The 18,236-nt window shown below is 62.7% G+C and carries 17 protein-coding genes; 4 read left to right on the top strand and 13 right to left on the bottom strand.

Annotated features, from left to right (window positions below; all coding sequences use genetic code 11):
* Positions 1 to 41: 41 nt before the first annotated feature.
* Genes J5Y06_RS15330 through J5Y06_RS15320 form a run of 3 tightly spaced genes read left to right on the top strand, consistent with a single transcriptional unit; the run spans position 42 to position 3,833 of the window.
* The gene (locus J5Y06_RS15330) at positions 42 to 539 is read left to right on the top strand and encodes a (2Fe-2S)-binding protein (protein ID WP_209336069.1); all 498 of its coding nucleotides are present in this window, start codon (positions 42 to 44) and stop codon (positions 537 to 539) included.
* Positions 536 to 1,594 (top strand): FAD binding domain-containing protein, encoded by a 1,059-nt coding sequence (locus J5Y06_RS15325; protein WP_209336068.1) that lies wholly within the window; start codon positions 536 to 538, stop codon positions 1,592 to 1,594. The genes J5Y06_RS15330 and J5Y06_RS15325 overlap by 4 nt, the downstream gene beginning before the upstream one ends.
* Positions 1,584 to 3,833, top strand: coding sequence for a xanthine dehydrogenase family protein molybdopterin-binding subunit (locus tag J5Y06_RS15320; protein ID WP_209336067.1), 2,250 nt, complete (start codon positions 1,584 to 1,586; stop codon positions 3,831 to 3,833). Before J5Y06_RS15325 ends, J5Y06_RS15320 begins: the two co-directional genes overlap by 11 nt.
* 121 nt (positions 3,834 to 3,954) lie before the next feature.
* Here J5Y06_RS15320 and pldH read toward each other — a convergent pair whose 3' ends face one another.
* The 7 genes from pldH to J5Y06_RS15285 all read right to left on the bottom strand — a co-directional run bounded on the left by pldH (position 3,955) and on the right by J5Y06_RS15285 (position 11,444).
* Positions 3,955 to 4,701: a pyridoxal 4-dehydrogenase, SDR-type gene (gene pldH, locus J5Y06_RS15315; RefSeq protein ID WP_209336066.1), complete on the bottom strand. Its 747-nt coding sequence runs from the start codon at positions 4,699 to 4,701 to the stop codon at positions 3,955 to 3,957.
* Positions 4,702 to 4,729: 28 nt separating this feature from the next.
* Positions 4,730 to 5,908 (bottom strand): pyridoxamine--pyruvate transaminase, encoded by a 1,179-nt coding sequence (gene ppaT / locus J5Y06_RS15310; protein WP_209336065.1) that lies wholly within the window; start codon positions 5,906 to 5,908, stop codon positions 4,730 to 4,732.
* Positions 5,909 to 5,921: 13 nt separating this feature from the next.
* Entirely contained in the window at positions 5,922 to 6,728 is an 807-nt protein-coding gene (pldA, locus tag J5Y06_RS15305) for a 4-pyridoxolactonase (protein ID WP_209336064.1), read from the bottom strand.
* A 22-nt stretch (positions 6,729 to 6,750) separates the two neighbouring features.
* On the bottom strand, positions 6,751 to 7,686 hold the full coding sequence (locus J5Y06_RS15300; protein ID WP_209336063.1) for a putative B6 ABC transporter permease subunit 1: 936 nt from the start codon (positions 7,684 to 7,686) through the stop codon (positions 6,751 to 6,753).
* Between the two features lie 3 nt (positions 7,687 to 7,689).
* Positions 7,690 to 8,784, bottom strand: coding sequence for a putative B6 ABC transporter permease subunit 2 (locus tag J5Y06_RS15295; protein WP_209336062.1), 1,095 nt, complete (start codon positions 8,782 to 8,784; stop codon positions 7,690 to 7,692).
* Positions 8,781 to 10,340, bottom strand: a complete 1,560-nt coding sequence (locus J5Y06_RS15290; RefSeq protein ID WP_209336061.1) for a putative B6 ABC transporter ATP-binding protein — start codon at positions 10,338 to 10,340, stop codon at positions 8,781 to 8,783. Before J5Y06_RS15290 ends, J5Y06_RS15295 begins: the two co-directional genes overlap by 4 nt.
* Before the next feature lie 66 nt (positions 10,341 to 10,406).
* Positions 10,407 to 11,444, bottom strand: coding sequence for a putative B6 ABC transporter substrate-binding protein (locus tag J5Y06_RS15285; RefSeq protein ID WP_209336060.1), 1,038 nt, complete (start codon positions 11,442 to 11,444; stop codon positions 10,407 to 10,409).
* Between the two features lie 83 nt (positions 11,445 to 11,527).
* Between J5Y06_RS15285 and J5Y06_RS15280 the strand changes: the two genes are divergently transcribed.
* Positions 11,528 to 11,935: a hypothetical protein gene (locus J5Y06_RS15280; protein ID WP_209336059.1), complete on the top strand. Its 408-nt coding sequence runs from the start codon at positions 11,528 to 11,530 to the stop codon at positions 11,933 to 11,935.
* 20 nt (positions 11,936 to 11,955) lie between these two features.
* On the opposite strand, the gene J5Y06_RS15275 is transcribed toward J5Y06_RS15280, so the two are convergent.
* From J5Y06_RS15275 to J5Y06_RS15250, 6 genes are all read right to left on the bottom strand, one after another.
* Entirely contained in the window at positions 11,956 to 12,963 is a 1,008-nt protein-coding gene (locus J5Y06_RS15275; RefSeq protein WP_209336058.1) for a TRAP transporter substrate-binding protein, read from the bottom strand.
* A gap of 15 nt (positions 12,964 to 12,978) precedes the next feature.
* Positions 12,979 to 14,250 carry a TRAP transporter large permease gene (locus J5Y06_RS15270; protein ID WP_209336057.1) on the bottom strand — a complete coding sequence of 424 codons (1,272 nt, stop codon included), beginning with the start codon at positions 14,248 to 14,250 and terminating at the stop codon, positions 12,979 to 12,981.
* A complete protein-coding gene (locus J5Y06_RS15265; protein ID WP_209336056.1) occupies positions 14,247 to 14,801 on the bottom strand; it encodes a TRAP transporter small permease in 555 nt (184 codons plus the stop codon). The genes J5Y06_RS15270 and J5Y06_RS15265 overlap by 4 nt, the downstream gene beginning before the upstream one ends.
* Positions 14,802 to 14,805: 4 nt before the next feature.
* Positions 14,806 to 15,729 carry a 5-formyl-3-hydroxy-2-methylpyridine 4-carboxylate 5-dehydrogenase gene (gene fhmpcd1 / locus J5Y06_RS15260; RefSeq protein WP_209336055.1) on the bottom strand — a complete coding sequence of 308 codons (924 nt, stop codon included), beginning with the start codon at positions 15,727 to 15,729 and terminating at the stop codon, positions 14,806 to 14,808.
* A complete protein-coding gene (locus tag J5Y06_RS15255; RefSeq protein WP_209336054.1) occupies positions 15,729 to 17,354 on the bottom strand; it encodes a GMC family oxidoreductase in 1,626 nt (541 codons plus the stop codon). Before J5Y06_RS15255 ends, fhmpcd1 begins: the two co-directional genes overlap by 1 nt.
* Positions 17,355 to 17,465: 111 nt before the next feature.
* The gene (locus J5Y06_RS15250; protein WP_209336053.1) at positions 17,466 to 18,188 is read right to left on the bottom strand and encodes a class II aldolase/adducin family protein; all 723 of its coding nucleotides are present in this window, start codon (positions 18,186 to 18,188) and stop codon (positions 17,466 to 17,468) included.
* Positions 18,189 to 18,236 lie beyond the last annotated feature (48 nt).

Genomic DNA, 18,236 nt, shown 5'->3' with positions numbered 1-18,236 from the left:
TCGACCGAACCATTCCATCTTTCATTTTCGAAGAGACACGCATGTCACTCTCCATCAACCTGACCATCAATGGGCAGTTGCGCGACATCACGCTCGATGATCCCCGCGTGACGCTCCTTGATCTCCTGCGCGAGCGGCTGGATCTCACCGGCACAAAGAAGGGCTGCGACCGCGGCCAGTGCGGAGCCTGCACGGTTCTCGTGAACGGCCGGCGCATGAATTCCTGCCTGGCGCTCACGGCAAGCCTTGATGGGGCCGTGATCACAACAATCGAGGGTCTGGCTGACGGCGACACGCTGCACCCGCTTCAATCCGCCTTCATCGAGCACGATGGTTTCCAATGCGGCTTCTGCACACCCGGCCAGATCATGAGTGCTGCGGGTCTGATCGCGGAAGCGCAGGCCGGCGACGATCCCGAGCGCATTCGCGAGTTGATGAGCGGCAATATCTGCCGCTGCGGCGCTTACCAAGGCATCACGGAAGCGGTGCAGCAAGCCCAGCGTGAGATGATTGCGCGCAACCGGAAGGACGCGGCATGAAGCGGTTCGACTACGTCCGCCCCTCCAGCATCGCAGAGGCGGTGTCGGCGGCTGCCCTCCCTGGATCTGCCATCCTTGGAGCCGGCACCAATCTGCTCGACATGATGAAGATCGGGTCGGCTCAGCCGGAGCGCCTGGTCGACATCACCCGTTTACCCGGTCTCGACGGGATCGACTGGCTGCCGGATGGAAGCGTCGAAATTGGCGCCCTCGTTCGCAATGCCGATCTTGCTTATGACGAGCGGTTTGCACGACGCTTCCCGTCCGTCGCAGAGGCGCTGCTGTCAGGCGCATCGCCTCAGCTGCGCAATGCGGCCACAGCAGGCGGCAACGTGATGCAACACACACGCTGCGCTTATTTCCATGATCTTTCGAGCGCCTGCAACCGCAGATCGCCGGGATCTGGCTGCGACGCTTTGAACGGCGAAAACCGGCTTCATGCCGTTCTTGGTTGGAGCGAGCATTGCATCGCCACCCATCCTTCCGATTTCTGCGTGCCGCTCGTGGCGCTCGATGCGGTTGTCGAGATCGAGGGTCACAAGGGCCGTCGTGAGCTTGCCCTTGAAGCACTGCACCTCCTCCCCGGCAACACGCCCGAGGTTGAAAGCGCGCTGATGCCCGGCGAGCTGATCGTTGCGCTGCGATTGCCGGCGGAAGCAGCTGATTTCGCCAGCCACACCCGCTACCTGAAGCTGCGCGAGCGAACGTCCTATGCCTTCGCGGTGGTTTCGGCCGCGGCCGCCCTTGTGGTGGATGCAGGCGTCGTACAAAGCGCGCGGCTTGCCCTTGGCGGGGTGGCGGCAAAGCCCTGGCGAGCGAGACGGGCCGAGGACGCCCTGACGGGCAAGCCGGCAAGCCCTGAAGCTTTCGCGGAAGCAGCCCGACTTGCTTTGGCGGACGCAAAACCGTCCGGACACAACGCCTTCAAGATCGAATTGGCGCGCCGCATCGTGGTGCGCGCCCTTACCGAAGCTGCAACCGGAACGCCGGAGCGCACAATCCCGCTGCCCGGATCCGTGTTCACCACTCAAGCAGGATCTAACCATGTCGCTTGACGCTGCAGGCAATGTCGCACTCCCCCGGTTCGGCTCCAATGCGGGCCAGCCGCTTTCCCGCCGTGACGGTGTGTTGAAGGTCACCGGCCGCGCCACCTATGCGGCGGACAATCATCCGAACGGCATGCTTTATGCGGTGCCCGCGGTCAGCACGATCGCGCGCGGCCGTGTTTTGGCCCTGGATGTCGCCGCCGCCAAGGCGCATCCCGGGGTGGTCGAGGTGATGACGCCCGACAACAAGCCGCCGCTCGCGCACGACCCCGATGAGAAACTCGGCAGGTTCGGCTTGCGTATCGAGGCGCTCCAGGACAACACGGTGCGCTACGTCCATCAGCCGATCGCTGTGGTGGTGGCGGACACCCTGGAAGCCGCAACCGAAGGCGCAAGGCTTCTCGCCCCACGATACGAGGTCGAAGACGCGCGCACCGGCCCCGACAACGGCATGCGGTTCGATGCGCAGACCGTCGCTCTCGGCTCGCCGCCACGGGCAGCCCACGGCGATCTCGAGGCGGGGTTTGCTGCCGCAGCCCACCTTGTGGAGAGCGATTACGAAACACCCGCACAGTATCACAACGCGATGGAGCCCCATGCGGTGGTTGCATCCTGGGACGGCGACCATCTGACGATTGATATGCCGAACCAGGCGCTCGCGATCAGTGCCAGCGCTTACGCCACCTATTTTGGTATCCCGGTCGAGAATGTCGTGCTGCGCTCACCATTTCTCGGTGGCGGCTTCGGATCCAAGGCTATTTTGAACGGCCCTCAGCTTCTCGGCATGATGGCGGCGCGCATGCTGAAGCGCCCCGTGAAGCTCGTTCTGACGCGGGCGCAGATGTATGGGCCCGTTGGACACCGCGGCGCAACCTGGCAGAGGCTGCGCCTCGGCGTGGATGGCGGCGGCAGGCTGACGGCGCTGCATCACCATTCCTTGTCGGCGACTTCCAGCTTCGAGGATTTTCTCGAACCCGCCGCCAATGCATCCCAAGGCCTTTACGCCAGCCCGGCCATTGTTTCGGAGCACACCGGGCTCCGGCTCGATATCGGAACGCCGGGACCCATGCGGGCGCCAGGTGAAGCTTCCGGGTCTGCGGCGCTGGAAAGCGCGATGGACGAAGCCGCTTATGCCTGTGGCATGGATCCGCTGGACTTCCGCCTGGCGAACTATGCCGATACCGAACCCGGCAGCGGCAAGCCCTACTCGTCCAAGGCTCTTCGTGAATGTTACGCCGAGGGGGCGAAGCGCTTCGGCTGGTCGGGACGCCCGATGGAGCCGCGCCAGATGCGGGACGACAATGGCTTCCTGGTCGGCTGGGGCATGGGCACCGCCCTTTTCGGCTGTCCGCAGTTCCCCGCCTCTGCCCGCGCGACACTGCGTGCGAATGGAACGGCGCTGGTGGAAACGGCCGGGGCGGATATGGGCCAGGGTGCCTGGACAGCGCTTGCGCAGATCGCCGCAGAGTCGCTCGGGCTCGACATGGACAAGGTCGAGTTCCATTCCGGCCTATCAACCCTGCCGGACGGCGGGGTTGCCGGTGGATCCGGTCATACGGGCAGTGCCGGCATGGCATTGCGCAATGCAAGCCATGAGGCGATCCGCCAGCTTGCCGATTCCGCCACGGCCGACGCACGGTCCCCGCTGTTCGGCGCCGGCAATGTGGGCGTTGTGGCGCGCGACGGCCGGCTTCACCGGCGCGACGACGAAAGCCGCAGCGAAAGCTATGCCGACATCCTTCAGCGCGCCGGTCGTGCAGACATGGTCGGCAAGGCCGATGCCGCGCGGGATCCGGAAGATGCCAAACGACACGCGATGTATTCGCATGGAGCCGTGTTTGCCGAGGTGAAAGTCGACCCCGATCTCGGCCAGGTGCGGGTCAGCCGGATGGTAGGCGCCTTTGCCGCCGGCCGCATCATCAACCCCAAGCTGGTGAGAAGCCAATATTTCGGCGGGATGATCTGGGGGGCCTCGTTTGCACTTCTGGAGGAGGCGGTCACGGATCGGCGCACCGGCCGCATCATGAACGCGGACCTGGCCGAGTATCATGTTGCGGTGAACGCCGACATTCCGGAGATGGAGGCGATCCTGATTCCGGAAGAAGACCCACACGTCAACGCCCTGGGCGTAAAGGGCGTTGGTGAAGTTGGCATCACCGGCACAGTAGGCGCCATTGCCAACGCAGTTTGGCACGCAACAGGAAGGCGCGTTCGCCGCTTCCCGATCCGGATCGAGGATTTGATTTAGAACGCTTCGCGCGCTCGGAATTAGGGCGGGCGATCGTCAGTTCCCCGAATCCTGCTCTTTCAAGCGGCGGGACGAGCGATCCCGCCGCCTAAGCGCTGCAGCCTGGCCTGACCTGTCTCGGTCAGTACCGGACCATGCCGGCGTCGACATTGACCGTCTGGCCCGTCATCCAGCGGGCATCGTCAGACGCTAGAAACGAGACGACGTCGGCGATGTGCTCCGGCTGGCCCTTGCCTTTCACCGCCTGAAGCATTTCTACGAACTCGAAGGCCCCGTTGTGGGGGCTGGCCTTCACGCCATCGCTTTCAATCAGGCCCGGGGTCACTGCGTTGGCGGTGATGCCATACTGGCCGAGTTCGGTGGCGAGTGCGCGGGTGAAGCCGATGACTCCGCCCTTTGCCGCGACATAAGCCGCCATGTTCGGCGTGCCGGCAAAGAAGGTGTTGGACGCGATTGAAATGACGCGGCCCGGCTTCTTCTTGGCGCGCATCTGGTCCGTTGCTGCACGGGTGACGATGAAGGTGCCGGTCAGATTCACGTCGATAATCTTGCGCCAATGTTCGAGGTCAACGTCGTCCCACGCCACGAACGGCACAATGGAAGCATTGTTGACGAGAATGTCGATCCCGCCGGTCTTCTCCTCGATCGTCTTGAACAGGGCAGCAACGGCAGCGGGATCCGAAACGTCGGCCTCTCCCGCAAATGCACCATTGCCGAGCCCGGCAGCGACCGCTTCTGCGCCAGGCCCGTTCATGTCGCTGACGACCACCGTCGCGCCTTCCGACGCAAGCCGCGTGGCGATTGCCTTGCCGATGCCTTGCGCAGCACCAGTGACCAGCGCCGTCCTACCTTGAAGTTTTCCGCTCATCATTGTTCCCCGTTCTTTTTCTGCAAGTTCATGCGTCTGCGTCGATCACAGACATGGCTGCCGTGACGGCTGCGCCTACATCGGCTCTCGAGCCCATTGCGTTCAAAGCGCCACCGAGCGCTGCGAGTGCTGCAAGGGCGTAGATCGGCTGGGCCGTAGGGCCCATGTGACCGATACGAGTTAGCTTGCCGAGCGTTTCGCCGCGGCCGGACGAGAACACGACCCCGTAGCGGGCGCGGACCTGGCGTCGTAGCTCCGCCTCATCGACGCCTTCAGGCGTTCGAACGGCGGTTGTGGTCGGCGACGCGATCGCCTCGCTTGCCGCCCACAGGTCCAGTCCCATGGCGCGAAGGCCGGCACGCGTCGCCTTTGCTGTGAGCGCGTGTCGGGCCCACACCGCTTCAGGGCCTTCGCGGAGGTAAAGATCGAGCGCGACGTCGAGCCCGTTCATTTCCGCCACCGACGGCGTGAAAGGAAACGGCTCGTCGCGCGACCACGCCTTTTCCCAATCCAGAATGGACAGCATGGAGGCTCGGGGAGCGGCCGCGTTCGCCTTCATCTTCGCCCAGGCACGGTCACTGACGCCGGCCATCGTGAGGCCGGGAGGCGCACCAAGGCACTTGTTCGGGCCGGTGATGTAGACTGCCGCTTGGCAATCCTCCGGATGCGTTTTCATGCCACCAAAGGACGAGACGGCATCAACGATCAGGAACGCGCCATGATCGGCGACAATAGCGCCGATCTCGTCGATCGGGTTGATCGTGCCGGATGGCGTATCGTGGTGGCAAACCGCCACCACGGAAATCTCGGGATGCTTTTTCAGCATGTCTCGAACGGCTTGCGGGTCGATGGCCTCGTTGTAGGCGGTTTCGATCTCAAGCAAATTCGGCGAATATCGCTTCGCCCAATAGCCGAAGCCCTTGCCGTAAACGCCGGAAGCAAGGTTGAGCACCGTGTCATCTGGCGAGATCAGCGAAGCCGCCGCCGCTTCCAGCCCCAGCACCGGCTCGCCATGCAGGATCACGGGCTTGGTTGAAAGCCGCATCGCCTTTTGCGCCTTCTCCACGACCATTTCGTAGAAGATCTGGAACGCCGGATCGTAGTCATAAAGGACTGTACGACTTAAACCGCGCAGCACGTCGGGGTAGGCGTTAACGGGCCCCGAGGTAAGCGTGATGACAGGCTCTGCATCGTCGGCGTAGCGCATGACGCGGCCCCCCTCACCCATAGTATTGCGTGCCAGTGCGATAGGTCTGGAAGTTCTCCATGTCATGAGAGAACATCAGCTCCGCTCCCTTTTCCTCGGCGAGCTTCTTCACCCGGCGCATCGACTCCACGCCGGCCACAGGGTCGATGTGGAACGAGGCCTGGCACAGCGTTTCCAGGCTTTTCTGCGTGTAGGCCGCGTCGATGGTGAAAAGGATCGGCTTGCGCGTCCCGAACTCCACCAACAGGCTGTAGTGGCCGATGGAATGGCCAGGGGTGGAAATCAGGTGCACGCCCTTGGCGAGTTCGACATCCCCTTCGATGCCCTCGAAGCTCGAGTTTTGGCGGGTTGTGCCGGCAAGGAGCTGGTCGGTCGCACCGCGAGCCTCGGCCGCTTCGGCGGAAAAGGAGAGGTCCGAGTAGCCGAGATGCTCAAAGGGCTCTGGCGTGCAGGCCTGGGCCACTTCACTTTTGTGGCAGATCTTCTTGGCATGCGGGAAATACTTATTGCCGCCGCAGTGATCGAAGTGGAAGTGCGAGTTGAACACGACGCCCACATCCTTCGGCTCCAGCCCCAGCAAGCCGAGTGCGCCGGGGATCGTCTGCTCTTTGGACTGGATCGGCTTCTCGAAGGGCAGAACCTTCATGACATGGTCGTAGTCATAGCCGGTGTCGATCAGGAAGCGACCTTCGGCGTGCTCGATCAGGATCGAGTAAACCGGGAAACGCACCTCGCCGCCCGGGCCACGGTTCCAGAAAACATGATAGCCGTCGAGCACCAGCGAGCCGCCGTCGAGCAGGTAGACCTTCGTATCAGTCATCGTTACCTCCGTTTCTTGATCGTCAGCGCGCGCCGCGCTCGTAGGGAATACCAAGGGCAGCCGGCAGGCTGGCGCGTCGTCCGAACAGGACCAGCATCGCCATGACGGCCAGGAACGGCACCATCTGGATGACATCGGTCGGCACGTTGATGCCCGCGACCTGGGCCGCCGTGGTCAAGGACAGGCAGCCGCCGAAGATCAGCGCCCCGGCCAGCACCCAGAGCGGCCGGCCGCGGGCCAGCATGGCAAGCACGATACCAAGAAAGCCAGCGCCGTTGGTTATGAAGGGGATAAACAGGCCTGCGCCGACATTAGCGAGATAAGCGCCGCCGAGGCCGGCCATACCGCCCGTGAACAGCACGGCCGCCGTGCGGGTCCGAACAACGTCGATGCCGGCCACGTCGAGGGCCGCAGGTTTGTCGCCTGCGGCCTGCAGGTTCAGACCGAGCTGGGTGCGGCGATAAACCCAGATCATCGCGAAGACGGCTGCAACCGCGAGATAAACGATCAGGTGGTGGCGGAAAAGCGCGGGACCGAAGACGGGAATCTCGGCCAGCAGCGGAATGGGTGTGACTTGCGCCGCCGGAAGCCGCGGATAGCTGCGCGAGAATTGGAAGTGATGCAGCAATGCGGTCAATCCCTCCAGCCCGAGGGTCAGCGCGATACCGATCACGATCTGGTTGAGGCCGAGCCGAACGCATAACAGGGCCATCAGCGCCGCAACAAGGATGCCGGCAGCAGCCCCTGTCGCGAAGCCAAGCCAGAAAGAGCCAGAATAATAGGCGCCAAGGAAGCCCGCATAGGCGCCCGCGATCATCATTCCTTCGATGCCGATGTTGAGCACGCCCGCTTTCTCGGACATCTGCTCGCCAAGGCCCGCCAGCAGCAGCGGGATCGCAGCTGTTATCGCGCCAAACAGAAGGGCTGCAAGAAAGGTCTCACTCAGAAATCCGCCCATCGCTTAAGCCCTCCGTGCCTGGTTGAAGCGATGATCGAGATATTCGGCGACCGCCAGCGTGATCAGCACGATTGACACAAGAACCATGGTGAAGTTCTGGGGCACGCCGAGCCGCCTTGCCGCACTTTCCCCGCCAATTGACAGAACCGACAGGAGAAAGACGAAGCCGATTGCCGCAAAGCCGTTCATGCGCGCCAGGAAAACGACTGGAATGACCGCAAGGCCGTAAGCTGGATTCCAGTCGGCGCGGACATTGCCCTGAATGCCGACGATGTCGACCGCGCCGCCCATGCCGATCAGGCCGGCCGAAAGAGCGAACACCGTCACGGTGAGCAGCGGCACATTCAATCCCGCATGCACAGCAGCACGCGGGTTTGCGCCGACCACTCGAAGCTTCAGTCCGAAGGCGGTGCGCGTCATCATGAGGTGGACAGCGATGATTGTGACCAGACCGAAAAGCAGGCCGCTGGTGACCGTTGTCTCGAATAAGCGTGGCAGCCGATCTTCCACAGGCAAGGTGCGGGTCTGCGGCACGGTGGTGGCAGGATCTAGAAAGACCAGTTTCACCAGAACATTGGCGAGCGACACGCCAAGAAACGACATCATCAGCGTGGTGATGATCTCGTTCACCCCCTGATAGGCACGCAGAAGTGCCGGGATCAGAGACCAGATCATGGCTACCACGGTCGCGATCACAAAGGCTGCGACAAGGGTGAGCCAGCCCGGGAGGACCTGCACCAACAAAGGGGCGCTCGCGGCTGCCGTGACCGCGCCAAGCAGGAACTGACCGTCGCCACCCAGGTTCCACATGCCTGCCCGGAAGGCGACGATCAGGCCGGCCGCCAGGAAGAGCAGCGGTGCCATCCGCGTCAGCGTTTGCTGCAACCCCAGCGGGGACAGGAGACCGCGATCGACCACGTAGCCGTAATAGGCCAGCGGATTGATGCCTAGCACAAGCAGCACGCAACCCGCGAGCACCAGAGAAACAACGATAGGGCCTAGCGTGATGAGCAGGCGGCGACCGATGTCGCGCGCGCTCCCTCCGCCGCCGGAAGCGTCAAGCGGCGTTGCGCTTGCTGAGGTCGCGTCGCCGCTCATGCCGCCAACCCGATCATGAGACGTCCGACCCGTTCGCCGGCGCCAGCACCGTTCGCGATCGTTCCGACGAGCCGACCTTGGGACATCACTGCGATGCGGTGACACATACTGAGGAGTTCCTCCAAGTCCGTTGAAATCAGGAGAACGGCGAGGCCCTGCCCCGCGACGTCCCTGATGCGCTGGCGCGTGGCCTGAGTGTTGGCAAGGTCGAGCCCGTAGGTGGGCTTGTTGAAGATGACCGCACGGGCGCCTTCAGCCAGTTCGCGGGCGATCAGTACCTTCTGGATATTGCCGCCGGACAGCCGGCCAACGGGCGTCGAAAGGGAGGGCGTGCGAACATCGAACTGTCGGGTCAAATCACGCGCGTGCGTGTTGATCTCGCGGCTGTGCTCGATTCCCGAGCGCCAGAATGGCGGTTCGCCGATTTGCTTCAAGAAGTAGTTGATCGACACCGGAAACGTGCCGACCGTCCCTTCCCCTAGGCGATCGTCGGTGAGGTAACGCAGGCCGAGTTCACGCCGTTTCCCGACGTCCAGCCCGTCAAGGCTGCGACCAGCCAGCGTGACACTGCCGCCATCCGTCCGCCGCTGGCCGGCAAGGGCTTCGGCGAGTTGCTTTTGCCCGTTGCCATCAATGCCTGCGACCCCCAGGATTTCGCCCCGACCGACCATGAACGAGATCGCCTCGAGGCCCGAAGTATCTTTCCCCGGGAGGACCCTCAGGTCGCGAACCGCGAGGAGCGCTTCGTCATTGGCTGGACGGTCTGGAATGGAGATTGCGCCGTCGCCCGCGTTGCGGCCAAACATCTTGGAGACGATCTCGTCCACCAATTCGTCGTGTTCGAGAGAGCGGAGACGGTCCGGTCCGATCTCCCCCACCTTTCGCCCGAGCTTCAGCACGGAAACGCGATCGCCAAACTCTGCTGCCTCCCCGAGCTTGTGCGTGATGAAGACGACCGCGAGACCGCGTTCCACAAGACGGCGCATGAGGGCGCCGAGTTCCGCGATGCCCTGCGGCGTCAGCATGGAGGTCGCCTCGTCCAGGATCAGCAGACGGCTGTTGCGCAGCAGCGCGCGGACGATCTCGACCTGTTGTTGTTCACCGAGCGAAAGATCGGAAACGACGGCGTCGAGATTGATGTTGATGCCAAGCGGCCTGGCGATTTCATCGACCCGGGCGGCGAGTTCGCCCAGTCTCGGTTTCTGCCACCACTTGCCACCAAGCGCCAGATTTTCGGCGACTGTGAGAGAGGGCACGAGCATGTTGTGCTGGAAGACCGTGCCAATGCCCAGCGACAATGCGTGGCTCGGCGAGCGGATCGGCATTGCCTTGCCGTCAATGAGGATTCTGCCTTCGTCCGGCTGCTGTAGTCCAGACAACATGCCGATCAGGGTCGACTTTCCGGCGCCGTTTTCGCCCAGGAGGACGTGCACCTCTCCAGCCCGGATCACGAGATCGACTCGGTCATTGGCGATGATGCCGGGAAACCGCTTCGTGACGCCGTCGAGCGTCACGATAGCTTGTCGCATCTCCGGCGGTTTCGTTGTTGTTTGCATGCCTGGCATCCAGCCCGATCCTAGAAGGGGAGGAGCGATGTCGCTCCTCCCTGACACGCCAATGACTTACTTGGCGTCGGCCGAAACGTCGGTCATCAAGGTGCGGACGGCCGAAGCTTCGAATGTCGGCTCTACCTTGATGTCGCCAGCGATGATCTGCTCGCGGATCTTCTGGATTTCGGACCAGACGTCGTCCGGGATCTGGTCGGTCTTGAGCAGCTTCACCGAATCGTCGGCAAGCCCGATCGCGTAGCGCTTGGTTCCGAAGGTGTCGTCCTTCAGGTCCTGGATCATCGCCGAGTAGACAGGCGTGATGTCCCAAACAACCGAGCTCAGGAGGAAGTCCTTGGCAACGGACGTCTTGTCCCCGATGACGTCGATGAACAGCACCTTCCCGCCGTCGGCTGTTTTGGTGGTTTCCACCGCCTGCAACATGCCGAAGCTCGAGCCGTTGCCCTGGCCGAAGATGATGTCGGCACCCGCTGCAATCACGCTCTCGGTTACGCGGCGTCCTCCCGCAGCATCGCTGTAGGCGGCGGGCCCGATCACCGCATAGGTGATCTTCACGTCCGGGTTCTCTGCCTTGACCCCTTCGGCAAAGCCGGCGGACTGCGAGTTCCACGATGGTGGCTCACCCGACACAACGATGCCCACATGCTTGGACTTGCTCATCTTGGCGGCCAGGCGGCCAGCGAGATAGGCGCCCTGGTGGCCGCTCAGCGTGTAATCGGCGACGAGTCCTTCCTTCAGAGCCTGGGGCGAGTCCACAATCGCCACCGGAACGTTGGTTTCGGCCGCGATTTCTGGCGCGGAGGTCGCATAGCCGCTCGCGTGAGCGATAATCAGGCTGGCGCCATCCGCCGCGATTTCGCGCATGGCCGGGCGAACATCGCCGTAGCCGAGGCCCGACGCCACGATCGCCTCGATGCCGGCAGCCTCAGCCGCGGCCTTGGCAGCGTCGACGCCCTGCTGGTTCCAGCCGAAGTCCGTGCCCTCTTCAGGGGTCAAGATGGCGATCGACTTCACGTCGGCAGCCAAGGCTGCTCCTGCCATTAACGTCGCCGTCACCGCAGCAAGAACGCTGCTCTTCATCCACTTTGTCATTTCCGTCTCCCGTTGTTGATTAGTTCCCAATGCACAGTCACAAGTCGACTTTGTTTTGTTCTGACCGAGTCTGGAGTGCTGACTTGAATTCAAACCTCCTTCTTGTTGTGGCCTGTGGCCTCGGGCTTGCCGTTTCCGCGCAGGCGGCGGAAACCGTTGATAAGGAAAAGCTGGTCGCCGTTCCGATGGAAATTCGGAACTCGGGAACCGCCCCCGTCCTGTGCCAAGCCGAGATCGCCCACTGGTTTGCCATGGACCTTGCCCACATCGCGCCGGATGCGAGCGCCACCCTCGGGTTGCATTTCGATGCCGCAACCGGAACCTGGGCGGCGATCAACGCACGCGGCGAGGCGCTGCCCGTTGAGCGCGCCTGGTGTGGTCTCGAAGGCCGCACCTTCGAAACCCGCTGGGACCTGCATCTTGTTCGCGACCAGCCGAAGGCTCAAGCCCTCGAGTGCAGCGCCGACAATGACCGACTGACCTGCCGTTGATCGTGTTGTCGCGGACAGAGTCACTGCTTCGCCTGTCCATCCACAAGAGCGCGTAGGCGGTCATACTCCGCCTGAACTTCAGGCTGCGACGCCAGAAGATCGGTCGCCAGCTTGGAGAACTCTGCTTCCATTTTGGCCTGGTCCTCGGCCGAAAGCTCATTGATCTTGCCGCCGTTGTCAGCCCAGATCTTGTAGGTCTTCTGGACGTTCTCGACGCCCCAGGGAAAGACCTGCTCTTCCGCGGCCCGGCCTGCCTCGATGATGGCAGCCTTTACCTCGTCCGTTTGCGACTGGAACCAGTCCTCGTTCACCACAGTGACTGAGACAATTTCCGCAAAACGCAGGTCGAGTATGTTCTTGCCGACGTCGTAGTATTTGAAGGCCGTCAGGATCGGCATTCCGACCAGCATTCCGTCGAGCCCTCCCGACTGGAGCTGCGGCACGACCTCGCTGAGCGCCAGGGGCAGCGGCGTCGCCCCGACCTGCTCCATCGGCTTGATCTGCAGGGGCGAGGCGAATGTGCGGATCTTCAGGCCCCGCAACCCTTCCAGGGTTGTGACGTCCTTCATCGTGAACACAACAGTCGGGCTGTTGTAGATTGCGCCGATCACACGAAGTCCCTTGTCGAGGAACATTTCCTCCAGGTGCTGGCGGTACTCGGGATCGTGGATGGCGGCACGCACATCATCCGGTGTCTTGAAAAGGCCGGGAACATCAAACGCCTGAAACCGGGGGTCGACATTGGTCATGAAGGAGGTCGGTGTGGTGAAGGCCTCGATGGTGCCGAGCAGCACGCCTTCGGCCAGGCGGGGGATCGCACCAAGCTGGCTGGCCGGATAGATCTCCGTTTTAACGGCACCGGGAACGCGGGCTTCCAGTTCCTTGGCGAAAACCTTCTGCCACTCATGCTGCACGTCGTTGATGGTTGCGGATGCGAGCTTCATCGTACTCTGCGCCTGCGCCGCGGCAAGCGGTGCCAGGGCGATCGCGGTTGTGAGGGCAGCGGCCTTGAGAAGTCTTGAAAGCATCGGAGTTCCCTTTCTCTACAGTCTCGAGCCAAGCGTCAGCGACAGGGCCGGGACATAGGTGATGATGAGCAAGGCGGTGAGGAGGACGAGCACGAAGGGTGCAACGCCGCGATAAAGCGAGTGGGCGGGCAGACCGGTGGCGGATTGCGCAACGAAGATGTTGAGCCCGAACGGCGGCGTGAACATGCCAATCGCGAGGTTCACCGTCATGACGATGCCGAAGTGAACGGGATCGATCCCCAGCGAAATGGCGATCGGAACAAGGAGAGGCGCGAACACGAGAATCGCGGAGGTCGGGTCGAGAAAGCAGCCGATGACGAGCAGCACCACGTTCACGGCGAGCAGGAAACTGAGTGCGCTGAGCTCGAGCGCCTGGATCCAGGCGGTGATGGCCTGAGGCACACCCTGGGTTGTCAGCATCCAGGTGATGACGCCAGCGGCCGCGACGATGATAAGGATTTGGCCGGACAGGATTGCAGCGTTGCCGGCGGCACGAACGACGTCGGCCAAACTCATCGTGCGGTAGACGAACAGCGCAACGATCATGGCGTACACGCAGGCGAAGCCGCCGGCCTCGGTCGGCGAGAACAGGCCCATGTAGATGCCGCCGAGCACAAACACGGGCATCAGCAGGGCCCAGATCGCGTCCTTGGTGGTGGCCCATGCGACCTTCGCGTTGAAGCGCACGCCGCTCGGAATCCGGTTGCGCAGGGCGACCACAATGACGAAGCCGGCCATCATCGCTGCCATCAACAGGCCCGGCAGCACGCCCGCCATGAACAGCCGTGGTATCGACTGTTCGGCCGCGAGTCCATAAAGGATCATCGCGATGCTCGGTGGGATGACGATGTCGATCGCGCCGCTGGACGCAAGCAACCCGCCGGCTCTTTCCTTGCCGTAGCCGGCTGCGACCAGCTTGGGATAAAGCGTTTTGCCCAGTGCGGCGACGGCAGCCACGCTTGATCCGCTAATGGCGCCGATTGCGGTCGATGCGCCCACAGTCGCAACGCCGAGGCTGCCAGGAACCCGCCCCACCATTGCCATCGCCCAGTTGATGAGGCGCGTGGCGATGCCGCTGGAGTTCATCAGCTCGCCAGCGAACACGAAGAACGGGATCGCCAGCAGTGCGTAGTTGTCAAACCCGCCGAACAACACCTGCTGCAAGGCAACCGGCGGCAGCGGCATCACAAACATCATTGTCACGGCAACCGCCGTGAGGAAAACTAGGAAAACAGGCGTTCCAAGGGCCAGCAGCAACAGCGGAAGGATGCCAAGAGAGGCGATCACGATTTCACCTCCGCATGCGGTGCGTTCCGTGCGAAGGCAAGGACGTCGCGGATCAGCATGATGGCGCCGGTCACCGTCAAGCCAGCGAAACCGACAAGGAGAGCCGCGTGCGGGATCGTCATCGGAATGCCGAGGCCCATGCTCGTCACGCCCAATCGCGAGATCCGCCCGATGAACAGCCAGGACGCGTAGGTGGCATAGCCGCAGGCCAGGATCGCCGCCGCATCGTGAATGATGTGCAAAACGTGGCGGGCACGGCCGGACGTGTAGAAAGGGAGTAGGTTAACGTTGATGTGGGACCGCAGGATCAGCGACACGATTGCGGCGATCATCACGGTCCAGATGACGATGTAGACCATGAGTTCGTCAGCGCCGACGGGCGAGATGCCAAACAGGTAACGGCTCACGGCATTCACGAAATTGACCAGCACGACAAACAGCAGGATCACGCCGAGAGCTGTGTGCAGCACGCCCATGACCGCGCCGCTGAAACGCGGCAGACCCGAAGATCGGGTGGTCGACGTCACCGGCTGGCTTTCCGCGGCTGCCATGATCTCAGTCGGTCCCCTCGAGAATGCGACGGATCGCAACGAGCTTGCGGGCGCGCTCGCGCTGCAGTTCGGTGATGCGCTCCGGCGTGTAGCTGTAGATCCCCTCACCTGATTTCAGACCGAGCGTGCCGGCTGCGATCTTCTGCCCGACCATTGGCGCGACGTCCTTGCGGTCGGCGAGGTCGGCATTGAGGAAGGTTGAAACCGAGTTGTAGATATCGAGCCCGGCCATATCGAGCAGCGCCATCGGGCCGACGACCGCGAGCTTGTAGCCGATGCCCCAGGATACGCAGGTATCGACATCCTCCGGCTCGATGACACCACGCTCGACCAGATCAACGACCTCGCGCAGCAGCGCATAGAGAACCCTGTTCTCCACGAAGCCCGGCACATCTTTCTTCACCACCACCGGCAGCAGGCCGAGCGAGCGGATGAAATCGCGAATGGTATGGACGGTTTCCGGTGCCGTCTGCTCGCCCGCGATCACCTCAATCATCGGAATGATGTGTGGCGGGTTCGACCAGTGCATGCCGACGAACCGCGCCGGGTTCGAGATATGCGCCTGGAGCTGTGTGATCGGAATGCCAGATGTGTCGGAGGCGACGATCGTCTCGGCGCTCACCAGCCCATCGATTTGCCGATAAACCTCCGCCTTGATCTCGATCTTCTCCGGTACGTTCTCGATCACGAGATCAGCACCTGAGACGGCCACGGCGATGTCATCGGTGAAGCGGACCGAACCAGCGCCCGTCGCTGCGATCCCCAGTGAATCCAGCACACCTTCCGCCATGCCCTGCATGGCCTGTGCACGCTCGATCGCAGCTGGAGCCACGTCATAAGCGCTCACCTGAAGCCCACCGCGCGCCAGCCGGGCTGCCATGCCTGGCCCCATTGTGCCCATGCCAATGATGGCGATGCGTTCGATCATCACGCGGCCTCCCTGACCCTTGATGCGGCGACCAGATCAGCGGCCTTTTCCGCAATCATGATCACCGCTGCGTTGATGTTGCCGCACACGAGGTCGGGCATGACAGAGGCATCAACCACCCGGAGCCCGGCGATGCCGCGCACGCGCAGCTGCGGATCCACTACAGACGCCTCGTCGCTGCCCATTCGGCACGTGCCGGCCGGGTGATGCACGGTGATCGAGGTTTGGCGGATATGCTGGTCGATCTCGTCGTCTGTCTGGCATTTCGCGCCGGGGAAGAACTCGGCTTCTATGAAGGGCTGCATGGCCGCCTGAGAGGCCAGATCGCGTGCCACGCGGAAGCCGGCGCGCAGCGACTGCCAGTCTTTCTGCGAAGCAAGGAAGTTCTGGTGAATCAGGGGCGCTGCTGTCGGATCTGCCGAAGCGAGCTTCACCGAGCCCCGGCTTTCCGGTTGCGTTGCCACGACCCGTGTGGCGAAGCCATCCGGGAAAGGCGCCTTGAACGGTGGGAAATAGGGCCATGCCGCCAGCGGCGCTGCCGTGAAAAGCAATTGCACGTCCGGCAGCGGCCGGTCCCGGTCGCTCTTGAGGAACGCGACCACACCCCCAGGAACATCGCCGGAAAAGCCCTTGCCGGTCAGGTAAGTCTTCGCAAAATCCAGACCGATACGGTCGGCTCTCATCTTGTGGAGAAAGGGACCAGGCTGGCGGCGGCGGTACATCAGGATAACCGAAACGTGGTCCTGCAGGTTCTTGCCCACGGAAGGCAGACCGACCCGCGTTTGTATCCCATGCGCGGCAAGCTCTTCCGGCGCACCGATGCCGGACAGCATCAGGAGTTGCGGCGTATTGATGACGCCCCCAGCAAGCAGCACTTCCTGACGGGCTGAAACAGTCTTCTGCTCGCCGCGATGGCTGATGGTGATGCCGGTGGCGCGCGCGCCTTCGAAGACGATCTTTGTCGCCATGGCTTCCGTCAAAACGGTCAGGTTAGGCCGCTTCAGAGCGGGGCGCAGATAGGCAGACGCGGATGAAGCACGCCGACCGTTCGCGATCGTCATCTGCAGGCGACCGAAGCCTTCCTGCTGTTCCCCGTTGTAGTCATCGGTTTGCGGGTAGCCGGCCTGCCGGCTTGCTTCCGCGAAGGCATCGATCAGCGTGTCCTTGTAGCGGCAGAACTGCGTGCGCACCGGACCAGAGCCGCCGCGGTACCGGTTCTCACCGCCTTCCCAGCTTTCCTGCTTGCGGAAGTAAGGCAACACTTTCTCATACGACCAGTCAGGCAGGCCGTTGGCAGCCCAGCGGTCGTAGTCCCCTCGGTTGCCGCGTACATAGGCCATCGCGTTCGTGGAGGACGATCCGCCGATCACCTTGCCACGCGCACACTCGACCTTGCGGCCGCCGACATTCTCCTCGGGCTCGCAGAAATACATCCAGTCGTGCCGGCGTTCGGTGAGGATCTTTCCCCAGCCGAGTGGGATGTGGATCATCGGATCGCGATCCCAGCCACCGGCCTCGATCAGGAGCACCGAGCAGCGTGGATCTGCGCTCAGCCGGTTGGCGAGAACGCAACCGGCCGATCCGGCTCCAACAATGACGTAGTCGTAACTTTGCGCGTGCGGCATGATACGTTTCGTCGCTTCGCCTGACGCCAGGAGGTCAGGACCGTTGACTCTGAGCTGGAAGGGCTGGGCCGAACCGAGCCCTTCCGGAAGGGTACGCGGCGGAAGCCAAAGTTAAGTCAGACCAGCCTGCTTCAGCCGTTGCGACCAGTGGTCCCAACCCCGGTCGATCTGCTTGCCAACGAGCTGCCCCGACGTTTTCACCTCGCCGGGCGTCAGGTAGTTGACCTTGCCGATCTGCAGCCCTGCCGTCAGCGCCTTGGCTTCCTGCTCAAGATAGAAGGCCCGGAAGACCACTTCGCGCACAGACTTTCCGACATTGACGACGCCGTGCCGCGCCATGAGGACGGCAGTCGCGCCGCCGAGGCTTTCGGCAATGTCGGCGCAAACATCCGGGCTGCCGCCGAAAAGATCGGTGTCGTCGCCCCGCTTGTCGCGGATCTCATAGACCGGCACGACCTCACCCATGATCGCGCCCATATGCGTGACCGGGCGCAGGGGAGTGTCCGTGAAGCAATAAGGCAGCACTGCGGGAGAATGCGTGTGGAGCACGCATTGCACGTCAGGCCGGGCCTTGTAGATCTCGCTGTGAATGTAGCGCTCGAGATAGGAAGGCCGATTGTCCGTCGTTTCGCCTTCGAGGTTGAACCGCATCATGTCGTTGGCGGTGATCAAAGCCGGTGCCAGCTTTTCGGCAAGGAAGAAGCTATTGGAGTCTTGGGGATCGCGGGCACTGATGTGCCCGAACGTATCCATGATGCCTTCGTGCACCAGGATCTTCGTGGCTGTCGCCAGTTCCTCGAAGAGCTCCTGGTACGTTGCGTCTTGATTTGTCACGGTCAGTCTCCCATTCCGGGCTGTCGCGATCGTTTTTGTTCTTGTTGT

The organism is Tianweitania sediminis (genome assembly GCF_017813335.1).
Classification (GTDB): domain Bacteria; phylum Pseudomonadota; class Alphaproteobacteria; order Rhizobiales; family Rhizobiaceae; genus Tianweitania; species Tianweitania sediminis.
Note: the sequence above shows the minus strand (reverse complement) of the source record. Positions and strands in the feature narration are given on the sequence as shown.